Here is a 13503-nt window from a genome sequence, read left to right as displayed (position 1 = left end):
AAGGGATCAAGCTTGCTCCAGCTGCTCCCACTCCAGCATGCCCCCTGTCATGTTTTTCAGATTCGCCAAGCCCTGGGACTGCAGATAATCCAGTGCGCGTCCGCTACGGTTGCCGCTTCGGCAGACCAGGATTGTCTCCCCGTTCTGCGGTACCTCCGATAAGCGCTCCGGCAGCTGCATGAGCGGAATATGGATGGCTCCGGGCAGGATTCCCTGAGCGACCTCTTCGTCTTCGCGGACATCGACGATATCGAGCTTTTCTCCCTCCGCTAATCGTTGCCGAACTTCGGCCGGAGTAATGGTGAGCATAGGTGAAACGCCTCCTTAGTCTGAACGGCTGCCCCGGCAGCCGATTGTCCTCATCATACCTAGGATCGGGAAATCCTGTCAAACCGGTTCGAGCTTGCAGGCGACCCTGTATTTCATCTAGGGAGGGAGACAGACTGTGACTTGGTTGTATATCGGGATTGCCGGTGCCGTCGGCGCCTTGGCGCGCCTTGGCTTGTCCATGCTGTTGAACGGCGGCGAAGCTGCTTTGTTACCTTGGGGTACACTGTTAACGAACTGGCTGGGATGCTTCATTCTCGGTTGGCTTGCTTATTCCGACCGGGTTGCGCGACATCCGAAGCTGAAGGCGGCGCTGACGACGGGGCTGATCGGATCGTTTACGACTTTTTCTACGCTCAGCTGGGAACTGCTGCAGTATGTTACGGGCCGGCTGTGGCTTCATGCTTTTTTGTACGTACTGGCCAGCGCAGGCGGAGGGCTTTTATTCGTTCGGCTAGGGCGCGAGATGATTTTTAGGTTGAGCAGGAAGGGAACTGCCGGATGATGTCGAATATGATCATGACCCAGATGATGTGGGTAGCCGCCGGCGGGTTTTCCGGAGCGATCGCCAGATATGCCGTTAGCCGTGCTATCTCTTCCCGCTTTCCTTCGATGCGAATTCCCTACGGAACATTGACGGTCAATGTTCTGGGTTGTTTTCTGATCGGCCTGCTGTGGGGACAGGCTCCCGCTCAAGGAGCTGCACTGCTCCTCGGCACGGGATTCCTGGGCGCTTTCACAACCTTCTCGACATTGAAGCTGGAGTGCGATGCGCTATATAGGGAAGGCAGGGCCCGAAGTGCCTGGCTGTATATAGGTCTATCGTATATCTTGGGCCTGCTTTTGGCTGCGGCGGGATATGCGCTGTAAGGCTGTAACGATTTGACTATAAGGATCACAAGTGAAGGAGCGAATACATACGGATGAAAGCCATCGTCAAACCGACGCCTCGATTGGAAGGCACAATTAACGCATTATCCTCGAAAAATTATACGACCCGCTACTTGCTCATCGGCGCTTTGGCCGATGGTACCAGCACCGTCCATTATCCGGCGCATAGCGAAGATAGCGACGCCATGAGACGCTGTATTCGCGACCTGGGCGCTATCCTCGAAGAGGATGATGAGAAGATGACGATTCGCGGCTTCGGCAGCCATCCCAAGCCTGTCAGCGAGCTGAACGTTGGCAATGCCGGCGCCGTGCTGCGGTTTCTGATGTCTGTTGCCGCCTTTCTGCCGGAAGTGACGTTCGTAAACACTTACCCGGATTCGCTCGGCAAACGCCCGCATGACGATCTGATCGATTCGCTTCGTCAGATGGGGGTGGAGGTGGACCATCGCGAGGGCAAGCTGCCGATTACGATCCGCGGCGGTCACCCGCGCGGGGGCAAGCTTACGGTATCGGGCAACATTAGCTCCCAGTTCCTGAGCTCGCTATTATTTGTGGCGCCTTTGCTGGAAGAAGACACCGAGATTACGGTGCTGCATGATTTGAAATCGAAAATTATCGTTGGTCAGACGCTTGAGGTTATCGCCCAAGCCGGCATTCAGATCGAGGCATCCGAGGATCTGATGTCCTATCGGATTCCGGGGCGTCAGAAGTACAAGCCGCAAAGCTATACGGTACAAGGCGATTATCCGGGCTCGGCGGCCATACTGGCTGCAGCCGCCGTCACGCACTCGGATGTACGGGTGCTGAGACTGGCCGAGCAAAGCAGACAGGGTGAGCGTGCGGTTGTGGATGTACTCCGCGAGATGGGAGTTAACCTGACGCATGAGAATGATATTGTTCATGTGCAGGGCAATCAGACGTTGAAGGCAGGCGAGTTCGACGGCGACCACTTTACCGACGGCGTGCTGGCAATGGTCGCTGCGGCCGTGTTTGCCGAAGGTACGTCCCGCTTCTATAATGTGGAGAACCTGCGATACAAAGAATGCGATCGTATTACCGATTATTTGGCCGAGCTGCGCAAAGCGGGCGCGGATGTCGAGGAGCGCCAGAGCGAGATCATCGTCCATGGGCGTCCTCAAGGCGTTACCGGCGGGGTGGAGATCAACGCTCATTTCGATCATCGCGTCATCATGGCGTTAACCGTAGTAGGGCTTCGCTCGGAAAAGGGGCTCATCATTAACGATGCCCATCATGTAGCCAAGTCGTATCCTCAATATTTTGACCACCTGCTGTCGCTCGGCGCACAGATCGAATTGGTCGAGGACTAAGTCGCCTTGTCGCTCGGCTTGAGCGGACGAAAGCCGTGATGCTGCGTTTTCCTGACAACCAGACGTTTCATTCAGTATGTAACAAAGGCGGTGAGGTACGTGACCATTCTTTGGAAAGGCATCAAGGTCACGCTCGGGTTCTTCCTAATCGGCGGTCTGCTGTTTGCCAGCAGTGTTTTTGCAGTCCTGCTGTATGCTAAAATTACCGGACAAGACGACTGGATGCGTCCGGCTGTCCACGCTTTCGAAGCGGATATCCTCCCCGCATCTGCACGGACCGCTGCGGACGTCAAGGCTTCCGAGGACGCTCCCACTACCCCTGCAGCCGCGATCGAGCAGCCGAAGCCTAAAGCGGCCAGCGTCATGCTGGATGCGCCCGCTGTCCGACAGCTGCCCGAGCTGCCCTCAGGCTGCGAAGTGACGAGTCTGACGATGCTGCTTAAATTCCGGGGCATCGATAAGACTAAGATGGAGCTTGCTGCCGAGATGAAGCGGGATACGACGCCGATCCGGTACAATAAGGATGGCTCGATCGCATACTGGGGGAACCCCAATATCGGATTTGTCGGTGAGCCGACAGGGAAAGCCAAGGGCTTCGGCATCTATCATACGGCGCTGTTCGAGCAGCTGAAGGATCATATTCCGACGGCCATAGACTTGACCCGGGAGCCCTTTGAAAGACTGGAGGATCAGCTGCGCGACGGTATTCCATCTGTTGTTTGGACGACGATCGACTATAAGGTACCGAAGAAATGGGTCGTTTGGGATACGTCTCTGGGCCCGATCCAGACGACATTTATGGAGCATGCCGTTTTGCTTGTCGGCTTTGATGAGGAAAATGTGTATGTGAACGATCCGCTGCCTGGAAGCCGTCAGCAAAAGATTAATAAAGAGCAGTTTATCGCTACCTGGAAAGCAATGGGGCGGCAGGCGATTAGCTATACGAACATTTAAGGACGGAAATAATCCTCTGATAAAGGAGTGAACCAAACATGGCGTTTGAAAATCCATCTCGGGAAAGAATCAAGCAAATCTTAACGGATGCTCATCATATTGCGGTTGTCGGCTTGTCGGACAAGCCCGACCGCGTCTCTTACATGGTTGCCGAAGCCATGCAGCAGAAGGGCTACCGGATCATCCCCGTTAATCCGATGGTATCCGGCACGATCCTTGGCGAGACCTGCTATGCAAGCCTGAAGGATATACCGGAAAAGGTCGATATCGTGAATGTCTTCCGGCGGAGCGACCAAGTGGTGCCTGTCGCCGAGGAATCGGTGGCTATCGGCGCCAAGGTGTTCTGGCTGCAGCTTGGCATAGCGAACGAAGAGGCTGCCAGGATCGCCGAGGAAGGCGGGCTAGAAGTCATTATGGACCGCTGCATCAAGGTCGAGGATTCCATCCTGCTGCCTGGAGGGAAGTAAGTTGGCAACAGAGCTGTCACATTCTCTTTCGCTTTATTTGGTTATGGATATCGCTTCCCATGAAGAAAAGTCGGCTTTGGAGATAGCAAAGGCGGCTATAGCCGGAGGCGTTACGATGCTGCAGCTGCGTGAGAAGACGGCGCCGCTAAGGCAGGTTTTGGAAGTGGGCGGGGCCATTCGGAAAGCTTGCCGGGAGCATGGGGTAGCCTTTATCGTGAACGACCGCGTCGATCTCGCCTTACTGTTGGAAGCCGACGGAGTGCATGTGGGCCAGGACGATCTCCCGGCTCTCGAAGTCCGGCGTCTGCTCGGACCTGATGCGATTATCGGCGTATCCGCCGGCAGCATGGAGGAGGCGGAATGGGCCGTATCCCAGAAAGCGGATTATTTGGGGGTCGGAGCCATCTATTCCACGGTGACCAAAGGCGATGCTGGGGCTCCTATCGGTACCGAGCTGATCGGTCAATTGAAATCCAGATGGCCGCATCTGCCGCTTGTCGGCATAGGAGGAATTTCGAGCGCAAACGCAGAGGCCGTCCTTCAGGCAGGGGCCGATGGAATTGCCGTCGTATCCGCCATTGCCAGACAATCCGATCCGGCTGCGGCCGCCAGCCGCCTCGCGGGTATGGTCAAGCGATTCAAGGTGACTTCCGAATGACGGCCTATTCGCTCTAAAAGATTATTCCTGTTCCGGTAATAAAATAAATCCTCCTTGAAGACACTAAGAAAGGCTTTCGGACGGACGCTCAGGGCGCTTACTGCCGGAAGACTTCTTATTGAATGCTAAGGAGGATTTTGTATGTACAACAATCAATTCCAAAACAATTTCCAGAACCAAGCTTCCGGTGGCATATCCCAGTATCGCGGGATCGATAGCAGATATCAACCGGTCGGCTATGTGCAATCCCAGTATAACCAGTCGCTGAACCCGAGCGCAAACCCTTCGTTTGCATCGGCCATCAACCAGCAGCCGCAAAGCTACTCGTTAGCTCAGTCCTTCCAAAGCCCGCAAGCTTACCATACGGCTAGCTATCGTGGAGACCAACAGGGCCATGACGCTTACCTGCGCTCCGACTCCACGCAGCCGGCACAAAGCCAATATGGGATCGGCGCTGCAGGCTTCTCCGGCAGCAATGCCTTTATCGGATCGGGCATCAATAATCAAGCTGTGACTGCGAACCAATCTTATAACAACCCATACCAAAGCGCTCAGTCGTTCCATACGGCCAACTATCGCGGCGATCAGCCGGGTCATGACGCTTATCTGCGCTCCGACTCCACCCAGCCGGCGCAAAGCCAATACGGGATTGGAGCAGGATCTTACTCGAATAGCAGCCAGTACGCTTCTTCCTTTAATTCGGGGTTTGGCCAGCAACAAGCGTTCAATAATGCCTATTCGCAATCCCAAAACCAATACCAAAGCCCGCAAGCTTACCACACGGCTAACTACCGCGGTAACCAGCAGGGCCATGACTCTTACCTGCGTTCCGATTCCAGCCAACCGGCGCAAAGCCAATATGGCATCGGATCAGCGAGCGCAAGCTATATCAATAAATATCAGTTCTAGATGCAAGGGAACAGCAAGCAGGAGCGAGCCGAAAGGCTCGCTTTTGCTTGCTTTAAGCGCGGGGGGCTCTCGTTGACAAATAGAGAGCTAGCGCTTACCATCGTAATAGTTGGGGGAAGTACTTCAAGAAAGGAGGGGCTAGCGCCTTTGAACTGGATGGGAAATTTGCAGCAGCTTGGAAGATCGTTGATGCTGCCAACCATCACGCTGCCTATAGCGGCGCTACTGCTCCGTCTGGGCACGTTGCCCTGGGATCAGGTGCATATGCACCAGGTCGGGGAGATTTTCATTACTTTCGGTACCATTATTTTTACATATTTACCGCTGATTTTTGCGGTTGGCGTTGCGCTCGGTCTGACGGAGAGTGCGGGCATAGCCGGTATGTCGGCACTGATCGGGCATTTTATGTTTGCTCAGACGCTGCAGCGCTACCTGGGTGAATCGTTCCAGCTCGGCGTACCTGGAGGCATACTGGTCGGGTTGATCGCGGCCGTCATCTATCACCGGGTCAAACATATTCAGCTTCCGGAGGCCATACAATTTTTTGGAGGGCCCCGTTTGGTCCCCATCTTTATGGGACCCGCTATGTTCGTTCTCGTGCTCCTTACGATAGTTTTGGGGCCGCTGTTGAATCTGGGCATGCAGAAGCTTACGGATATGCTGCTGAGTATGGGCGGATTCGGCACGTTTTTATATGGTGTCATTCACAGACTCCTCGTGCCCTCCGGTCTCCATCATGTATTTAATAATTTTTTCTGGTTTCAGCTTGGCAGCTACGATCATCAGGGGCAGCCTGTCTTCGGCGATTTGCCCCGTTACTTTGCCGGCGATCCGACCGCAGGGATTTATATGGCCGGATTGTATCCGATCATGCTGTTTGCCCTGCCGGCCATCGCGCTTGCGATCATTCAAGAGGCCAGAGAGGACTTGAAGCCCAAGATTCGCAAGACCTTCTTGACGGCAGCTTTCGCTTGTTTCTTGACCGGAGTAACCGAGCCTATCGAATTTGCGTTTTTGTTCGTCGCTCCTTATTTGTTTATGGTGCATGCCTTATTGTCCGGGATATCGATGTGGATTGCGTATAAGCTTGAGATCCACCATGGCTTTTCCTACTCGGCAGGGGCCATCGACTATTTGATTAATCTGCATTTATCCACGAATGGCCTATTGCTTATCCCGATCGGACTTGCTTACGGCGTATTTTATTACGTGCTGTTCCGTTGGGCGATCCGAACGTTCCGTCTGCCGACTCCAGGGCGCGAGGAAGGGTCTCAGCTGGAGGAATGGGCCGGCGACATCCCTTATCGCTCTCCGTTGATCCTCGAAGCTCTGGGGGGCAAAAACAACCTGAAGAGCCTGGAGGCGTGCATCACCCGGCTGCGGATCACGCTGGAGAACGAGAAGCTGATGGATACGGCCGCTCTTCGCCATCTGGGTGCTGCGGGGGTAATCTCGCTCGGCGGAGGCAACGTTCAAGTTGTATTCGGCACTTACTCGGAGCTTATCCGCGAAGAGATCAACAAGGTGCTGCGCAAGGATATTCGCCAAGTGCTGTTCAGTTCCCCGATGCAGGGAAGGATGATCGCGCTCGAGGATGTTCCCGACAAGATTTTTGCGGGCAAAATCGTGGGCAATGGAGTCGCCTTTATTCCCGATAAAGGAGAACTGGTGGCCCCGATCGCCGGGAGAATCATCCATGTTTATCCGACTCTACATGCGCTGGGCATCGAGACGGAGGAAGGACTTCAAGTGCTGCTTCATATCGGTATCGATACCGCGCAATTGCAAGGCAGGCATTTCACATGCTATGTGAAGGAAGGCGATGAAGTGGAGGCAGGGCAGCTTCTGGTCAGGTTTAATCTCCAGAAGGTCAAGCAAGGCTCCAAATCATTGGCAACACCGATGCTGATCACGAATGCGGATGCCGTCAAATCATGGGGCTTCGCACCTTATAAAGCGGTGAAGAAAGGCCAGGCCTCCGTCATGTCGGTCGTTCTTAAAGAAACCGGTACAACAGGAACAAGGGGGGGGAACGTTTTTGGTTAGGGGGATCGGAGCTTCATCCGGTATAGCCATGGGCAGGGCATATGTTATCCCGACTTGGGAGTGGGACTTTCCTGATAAATTGATCGACGTTGCCGATCTGGCTTACGAGTTTGAGCGGCTGTACGACGGCATACGCCACTCCAAGGACGAAATTGAACAGATCAAGCAGGAGTTCGTCAATGTTTTAGGAGAAGAGCAGACCCAGATTTTTGACGCCCATCTTGCTATTCTGGAGGATCCCGTTTTCATGAACGAGGTCCAGGGCATCATGCAGCGCCAATACAAGGCCGCCGAAGTCGCGGTTAAAGAGACGATCGAAAAATTCGTGAATATGTTTGATTTGCTAGACGATGGCTATATGAAAGAGAGAGCCCTCGACATTAAGGATGTCGGCAATCGGCTGTTGAAGCACCTGCTGGGTGCGCTGGAGGAGACGCTGCCTCCCCGGGATCAACCCTATATTCTCGTTGCCAAGGAGCTGATCCCATCCCAGATGGTACATCTGGATGTCACCCAAACGCTGGGACTGGTCACGATGATGGGAGGAAAAACCTCTCATGTCGCGATTATGGCCCGCGCGATGGGCGTTCCTTATGTGCTTGGTCTGGAGGGGAAGCTTCAGGAGCCGATCCAGACAGGAGATTTTTTAGTTATCGACGGCGACGAAGGGATTGTGTACGTCAATCCGCCGGAGCATGAGGTCGAGCGCTACCAGCGTATGCATGAAACATGGAAGCAGCAGCAGGATCAACTGCAGCAGCTGGCGGATCATCCTTCGCAGACGATGGACGGGATGCAATTGCATCTGGCAGCCAATATCAGCTCGATCAAAGAGCTGGAGCAGTCCATCGCCAAAGGAGCCAGCGGAGTCGGATTGTTCCGTACCGAGTTTCTGTATATGAACCGCACCTCCTTCCCCGAGGAAGAAGAGCAATTTGACGTATACCGAGAGGCTGCGGAGCGGCTGGGCGGGAAGCCGCTCGTTATTCGCACGCTTGATATCGGGGGCGACAAGCATCTGGATTACCTGGAGCTTCCCGAAGAGGAAAATCCATCGCTGGGCTATCGAGCCATACGCGTTCTATTGGACCGTGTCGATTTATTCAAGACCCAGCTGCGCGCTATTCTGCGTGCCAGTCATTATGGCAGCATCAAGATTATGTATCCGATGATCTCGACCTTGGATGAGCTTCGCCGGGCTAACGAAGTGCTAGGAGAGGTCAAGGAGGAGCTGACTGCCGCCGGCATTCCTTACAGCAACCATATTCCGGTCGGTATCATGATCGAGCTGCCGGCCGCGGTTATGATTTCCGACTTGCTTGCCAAGGAAGTCGATTTCTTCAGCATTGGGACTAATGACCTCGTGCAGTATATATTGGCCGTAGACCGGATGAACGAGCAGGTCGCCCACCTATATGACCCGTTCCATCCGGCGGTGCTTCGCATGCTGAAGCTAACGTCCGATAGCGCCAAAGCCAACGGGATCCATATTAGCGTTTGCGGCGAGCTTGCCGGAGACGTCCGGGCGCTGCCGCTTTGGATGTCCCTTGGCATCAGGGAGCTTAGCATGTCGGTTTCCTCGATCCTCCGAATGAAGAATAGCTTGATCCAAAGCCGATACAGCGATGCGGCTAACTTATGGCAAGAGCTGGCCGGTTGTCCGAGCAGCGCATCGGTGCTTCAGGTGCTAGGGCGCTATTGGGAAACTGATTTCGCCAAAAAGACGGCTAAGGAAGAACCGTCCGACCCGCCTCAGTCGGAATCCCCGGCGAACGGGTGTATGCAGCGATAGCATGAGCTTGCTGTGTCTGCTGACGATATTATGCTTTCAAACAAGATGGGCATTAAGCCAGAAGGGGTGTAGATAACGTGGAACTGAAAGGCTACAAGGTACTTGCTTTCGTCGATGAAGAGTTTGAAGATCTGGAGATGTGGTATCCCGTTATGAGACTGCGGGAGGCCGGCGCGGAGGTTCATCTGGCGGGTCCTGTCGCCGGGAAGGCTTACGTTGGCAAATACGGCGTTCCCTTGACAACGGATCATGCGATAGATGAGGTTCGCTCTGAGGATTACATCGGCCTTTATGTACCGGGAGGGTGGGCTCCGGACAAGCTGCGCCGCTACGCTTCCGTGCTTCGGCTAACACGCGAATTTCACGAAGCGGAGAAGCCCATAGCTCACATATGTCATGCCGGCTGGGTATTGGCCTCTGCGAAGATCTGCCAGGGCTATACGATGACTTCCACGCCCGGGATTAAGGATGACCTGGAGAATGCGGGCGCCATATGGGTCGATGCCGAGGTCGTCGTAGACCGGCATATCGTCTCAGGGCGGCGTCCTCCGGATCTGCCTGCGTTCAGCAAAGCATTCGTAGATGTGCTGGCCAAATCGGTGCGCGGCTGACCTGCAAAGCCTCAATAGATAGAAGAAGGAGCAATTATGAATATAGTACTGAGGTGGCTGCCTTCCATCCTTTGGATGGCAGCCATATTTTATTTCTCGTCGCGGACGGGCGACGATTTGGGCGGATGGCTTGACGGTATCCGAATGTACGTGCCATGGATGGAAGGCTTCGATTGGGGACATTTCATTTCCTATTTCTTGCTTGCGCTCGCGTATCTATGGGGATTGAGACCGAGGCGTATCGTTTGGACGACCAAGGCTCTAGTCATTGTGCTGTGTGTGCTGTACGGGATAACGGATGAATACCATCAAGTCTTCGTTCCAGGAAGGACACCGGATATCGCCGACATTCGCAATGACGGGATTGGCGCCTTGCTTGCTATGCTGGTCGTTTCTATTCCTGCCGTTTCCCGGTATTTCGAGCGGAAGTAAGCGTATATTGCCTGTTATCTGCGACACACTCATCCTAATTTTGCTAAGAGCCCGAAGGCAGGAGAACGGAAGCCGACATCGAATATTTGTATCATCAGGCAAAGAATGAAATGCAAGTTTGGTGTACTGCCAAAAGGAGTGGTCGTGTTGCAGAAGCAGTGCAAATGCGGAGAGCTTATGGGCATCCGCCTCCGCACCGTCATTTATCAAAATAAAGTCGAAATCGAAAACGTCCCTATATTCTCTTGCGATTCCTGCAACCGCAGTGAAGTGTTTCCCGAAGTGAAGCCCGAATTGACGGGGCTGATCGGAACGCTGGGAGGAAATCCCGATAAGCAGCAGTTCTTGTTCAATGAAGTGAGTGAAATCGCTCATCTGATGATGAAAGCAACCGAAAAAAATCGGGCAGATGATTCTGTAGAAATGATCATCGATGAGCGCATTAATGAGCTTTTGGATTTATTGCTGCTCTCGCAGTCTCTGCATGATGAGGTCTGGAGCGAGGATTTGCGTAAAAGGTTGTCGCAGATTGCCAAGCATGCCCTAACGGTGCAAGATTTTTGAAAGCCGCTGCTTCGCAGTTGGCTTTTTTGGCATAATTTGATACTATTACTACAGGCGTGCCCCAGATTCATTGCGAAAGCAAGCTTTTTGTCGTATGATAAGGCTAATTGACCTGATCGCACTATACTTTATTAAGCAATGGAGAGAATGGCCGTGACTGTGACAATTTATGATGTAGCCAGAGAAGCAGGCGTTTCCATGGCAACTGTCTCGAGAGTAGTCAATAACAATCCGAATGTTAAGCCTCAAACACGCAAGAAAGTATTCGAAGCTATAGAACGCTTGGGCTATCGTCCCAATGCCGTTGCACGTGGCTTGGCCAGTAAGAAAACAACGACCGTCGGGGTAGTAATTCCCGATATTTCGAATTCCATTTTCTCTGAAGTGGCCAGGGGCATCGAAGATATCGCTAACATGTACCATTACAATATCATTCTGTGCAACGCTGACAAGAAGAAGGATAAAGAGATTCGAGTCATCAACACGTTGCTGGAGAAGCAGGTCGATGGATTGCTGTTTATGGGCGGAGCCATTACGGACGAGCACGTACAGGCGTTCAAAACTTCCTCCGTTCCGGTAGTGCTCTGTGCAACAGCCGACGAACAGCGCAAGATCCCGTCCGTAGATATTGATCATGAACAGGCAGCTTACGATGCAGTTTCTTATCTGGTTGCCCAAGGACACCGTGACATCGCCATGATCTCGGGTCACCTACAGGATCCGGCGAACGGCTATGCCCGTTACCAAGGCTATAAGAAAGCATTGGAGGAAGCGGGAATCCCTGTGCGGGAGGAATATGTACGGGTCGGCAACTACCGGTACGAATCGGGCCTTGAGGTAACCAAGTATTTTCTGACGCTCGATCCGCGGCCAACGGCTATCTTCGCCGCTACGGATGAAATGGCGATCGGTGCGATTCATACGTTGCAGGATCACCAGATCAAGGTGCCGGAAGATGTATCGGTCATCAGTGTGGACAACATTCGTATGGCTTCGATGGTGCGCCCTCAGCTTACCACGGTCGCTCAGCCTATGTATGATATCGGTGCCGTAGCGATGAGGCTATTAACGAAGCTGATGAATAAAGAAACCAAGGAGTCTTCGGAACTCACGCAGGTTATTTTGCCGCATGATCTAATTCATAGAAACTCGGTGGCTCATCGTTGATGTGAGCCACTTCTTTTTGTAAAGGAGGCAGCGTGGATTGGCGTATTCTAAAATTGGCATTATCGGCGCTATGAAGGAAGAGATCGAGAAGTTTCACGCGCTTCTGATGGAACCGAAGGAAACGGTCAAAGCGGGTATTACTTTTGTTCAAGGACAATTTCACGGCCGGCCGATTGTTTTGTGCAAGTCGGGAGTAGGGAAAGTTAATGCTGCTGTGACAACACAGCTTCTAATCGATATGTTCGGCGTTGAGTCTATCGTATTTACGGGCGTAGCCGGGGCTGTAAATCCCGGGTTGAACGTAGGGGATATCGTAGTTTCCACGGAGTGCTTGCAGCACGATATGGATGTGACGGCACTAGGCTTTCCGCGCGGTACCATTCCATATGAAGCCACCTCGTTGTTTGTCGCGGATAGCGGCTTGAGAGCTCTCGCTTATGAAGTCAGCAAGGAGCACTTTGACGGCCATGTCATGGAAGGCCGTGTTTTGTCCGGCGATCAGTTCATCGCCAGCCGCGACACCGTATCTACCTTATATAACGAGCTTCAAGGAGCTTGTGTAGAGATGGAAGGAGCCGCTGTCGCGCAGGTCTGCTGCATGAACGATATTCCTTTCGTTGTCATTCGTTCGATGTCTGACAAGGCGGATGGATCGGCACATGTCAATTTTGCGGAATTTACTCAGCTCGCTTCGGAGAATTCCTTCCGGATCGTGGAAACCATGCTTCAGAGACTCGAGTAGACGCGAGGAACTGAACGGGAGATAACCATATAGGTATCATTCATCTGCTCCCATCTAGCTTGGGGGCAGGTTTGTTTTTATCGATGTTACTTGTCTCAGTTGGCAACGGTTGACATGGAATAAAGAGAGTGATAAAAACGGGTTGCAGGATTGGCTGGGCTATGATATATTTAATGTCTTGCAACGGAGAACTTTAGCTTCTGCACATGCGGTTAGACCCCTTGAATGGAAGATGAAAAATGAGGTTGCAAAACAGAATCGAATATGGTACATTACTTCTCGCCCCTTGAGAGAGAGGCAAGCAAGAGTGAATGAGAGCTTCTGAGCATGAGGATTACCCCTTGAATGGAAGAATCGAAAAACACGGTTGCAAAAGAGATTCGGATGTGCTACATTACGAATCGCAAGTGAAGTACTAGCAATTGCCCTTTGAAAACTGAACAACGAGTGAGTGTTAAATAGGGAATGAAAATTCTCGCTAGCATTACTTTTGAGCAAGTCGAACTACCCTTAATGGAGAGTTTGATCCTGGCTCAGGACGAACGCTGGCGGCGTGCCTAATACATGCAAGTCGAGCGGACTTATTCCTTCGGGGATAGGTTAGCGGCGGACGGG

The 13503-nt window shown here is 52.9% G+C and carries 15 protein-coding genes and 1 rRNA gene; 15 read left to right on the top strand and 1 reads right to left on the bottom strand.

The genetic code is table 11. The annotated features are described in order from the left end of the window. Nucleotides 1-6 precede the first annotated feature (6 nt). Nucleotides 7-309 (bottom strand): rhodanese-like domain-containing protein, encoded by a 303-nt coding sequence (locus tag GSF01_RS23100; RefSeq protein ID WP_159887641.1) that lies wholly within the window; start codon nucleotides 307-309, stop codon nucleotides 7-9. Nucleotides 310-445: 136 nt separating this feature from the next. Here GSF01_RS23100 and GSF01_RS23095 point away from each other — a divergent pair, with 136 nt between their 5' ends. The 15 genes from GSF01_RS23095 to GSF01_RS23025 all read left to right on the top strand — a co-directional run. Next, on the top strand, nucleotides 446-832 hold the full coding sequence (locus GSF01_RS23095; RefSeq protein ID WP_159887640.1) for a fluoride efflux transporter FluC: 387 nt from the start codon (nucleotides 446-448) through the stop codon (nucleotides 830-832). Continuing rightward, the gene (gene crcB / locus GSF01_RS23090; protein ID WP_159887639.1) at nucleotides 829-1197 is read left to right on the top strand and encodes a fluoride efflux transporter CrcB; all 369 of its coding nucleotides are present in this window, start codon (nucleotides 829-831) and stop codon (nucleotides 1195-1197) included. The genes GSF01_RS23095 and crcB overlap by 4 nt, the downstream gene beginning before the upstream one ends. Nucleotides 1198-1250: 53 nt before the next feature. Next, the gene (gene aroA / locus GSF01_RS23085; RefSeq protein ID WP_159887638.1) at nucleotides 1251-2546 is read left to right on the top strand and encodes a 3-phosphoshikimate 1-carboxyvinyltransferase; all 1296 of its coding nucleotides are present in this window, start codon (nucleotides 1251-1253) and stop codon (nucleotides 2544-2546) included. 99 nt (nucleotides 2547-2645) lie between these two features. Beyond that, nucleotides 2646-3500, top strand: a complete 855-nt coding sequence (locus GSF01_RS23080; RefSeq protein ID WP_235941693.1) for a C39 family peptidase — start codon at nucleotides 2646-2648, stop codon at nucleotides 3498-3500. 38 nt (nucleotides 3501-3538) lie between these two features. Beyond that, nucleotides 3539-3967, top strand: coding sequence for a CoA-binding protein (locus GSF01_RS23075; RefSeq protein ID WP_159887636.1), 429 nt, complete (start codon nucleotides 3539-3541; stop codon nucleotides 3965-3967). 1 nt (nucleotide 3968) lies between these two features. Beyond that, nucleotides 3969-4625: a thiamine phosphate synthase gene (gene thiE / locus GSF01_RS23070; protein WP_235941692.1), complete on the top strand. Its 657-nt coding sequence runs from the start codon at nucleotides 3969-3971 to the stop codon at nucleotides 4623-4625. Between the two features lie 141 nt (nucleotides 4626-4766). After that, nucleotides 4767-5534: a hypothetical protein gene (locus GSF01_RS23065; protein WP_159887635.1), complete on the top strand. Its 768-nt coding sequence runs from the start codon at nucleotides 4767-4769 to the stop codon at nucleotides 5532-5534. A 147-nt stretch (nucleotides 5535-5681) separates the two neighbouring features. Next, complete coding sequence (locus tag GSF01_RS23060; protein ID WP_159887634.1) at nucleotides 5682-7580, top strand: glucose PTS transporter subunit IIA; 1899 nt, start codon at nucleotides 5682-5684, stop codon at nucleotides 7578-7580. Continuing rightward, nucleotides 7573-9372 (top strand): phosphoenolpyruvate--protein phosphotransferase, encoded by a 1800-nt coding sequence (ptsP, locus tag GSF01_RS23055; protein ID WP_159887633.1) that lies wholly within the window; start codon nucleotides 7573-7575, stop codon nucleotides 9370-9372. Before GSF01_RS23060 ends, ptsP begins: the two co-directional genes overlap by 8 nt. A 77-nt stretch (nucleotides 9373-9449) precedes the next feature. Then, entirely contained in the window at nucleotides 9450-9983 is a 534-nt protein-coding gene (locus tag GSF01_RS23050; RefSeq protein ID WP_159887632.1) for a type 1 glutamine amidotransferase domain-containing protein, read from the top strand. A gap of 36 nt (nucleotides 9984-10019) precedes the next feature. Continuing rightward, on the top strand, nucleotides 10020-10415 hold the full coding sequence (locus GSF01_RS23045; protein WP_159887631.1) for a VanZ family protein: 396 nt from the start codon (nucleotides 10020-10022) through the stop codon (nucleotides 10413-10415). Nucleotides 10416-10562: 147 nt separating this feature from the next. Further along, a complete protein-coding gene (locus GSF01_RS23040) occupies nucleotides 10563-10979 on the top strand; it encodes a hypothetical protein (protein WP_159887703.1) in 417 nt (138 codons plus the stop codon). A gap of 153 nt (nucleotides 10980-11132) precedes the next feature. Then, nucleotides 11133-12146, top strand: coding sequence for a catabolite control protein A (ccpA, locus tag GSF01_RS23035; protein WP_159887630.1), 1014 nt, complete (start codon nucleotides 11133-11135; stop codon nucleotides 12144-12146). A 37-nt stretch (nucleotides 12147-12183) separates the two neighbouring features. Beyond that, nucleotides 12184-12888, top strand: a complete 705-nt coding sequence (locus GSF01_RS23030; RefSeq protein WP_159887629.1) for a 5'-methylthioadenosine/adenosylhomocysteine nucleosidase — start codon at nucleotides 12184-12186, stop codon at nucleotides 12886-12888. Between the two features lie 510 nt (nucleotides 12889-13398). Beyond that, nucleotides 13399-13503, top strand: a 16S ribosomal RNA gene (locus tag GSF01_RS23025); the annotation flags it as partial.

Origin of the sequence: Paenibacillus puerhi (genome assembly GCF_009846885.1) — a bacterium.
In the GTDB taxonomy this organism is placed as follows: Bacteria; Bacillota; Bacilli; order Paenibacillales; family NBRC-103111; genus Paenibacillus_G; species Paenibacillus_G puerhi.
This window is presented reverse-complemented; position numbering and strand designations above follow the sequence as displayed.

What these genes read in the sequence shown, in the direction of transcription:
- GSF01_RS23100 (WP_159887641.1), bottom strand. Translation starts at nt 309, where the DNA reads ATGCTCACCATTACTCCGGCCGAAGTTCGGCAACGATTAGCGGAGGGA.
- crcB (WP_159887639.1), top strand. Translation starts at nt 829, where the DNA reads ATGATGTCGAATATGATCATGACCCAGATGATGTGGGTAGCCGCCGGC.
- aroA (WP_159887638.1), top strand. Translation starts at nt 1,251, where the DNA reads ATGAAAGCCATCGTCAAACCGACGCCTCGATTGGAAGGCACAATTAAC.
- GSF01_RS23075 (WP_159887636.1), top strand. Translation starts at nt 3,539, where the DNA reads ATGGCGTTTGAAAATCCATCTCGGGAAAGAATCAAGCAAATCTTAACG.
- GSF01_RS23065 (WP_159887635.1), top strand. Translation starts at nt 4,767, where the DNA reads ATGTACAACAATCAATTCCAAAACAATTTCCAGAACCAAGCTTCCGGT.
- GSF01_RS23045 (WP_159887631.1), top strand. Translation starts at nt 10,020, where the DNA reads ATGAATATAGTACTGAGGTGGCTGCCTTCCATCCTTTGGATGGCAGCC.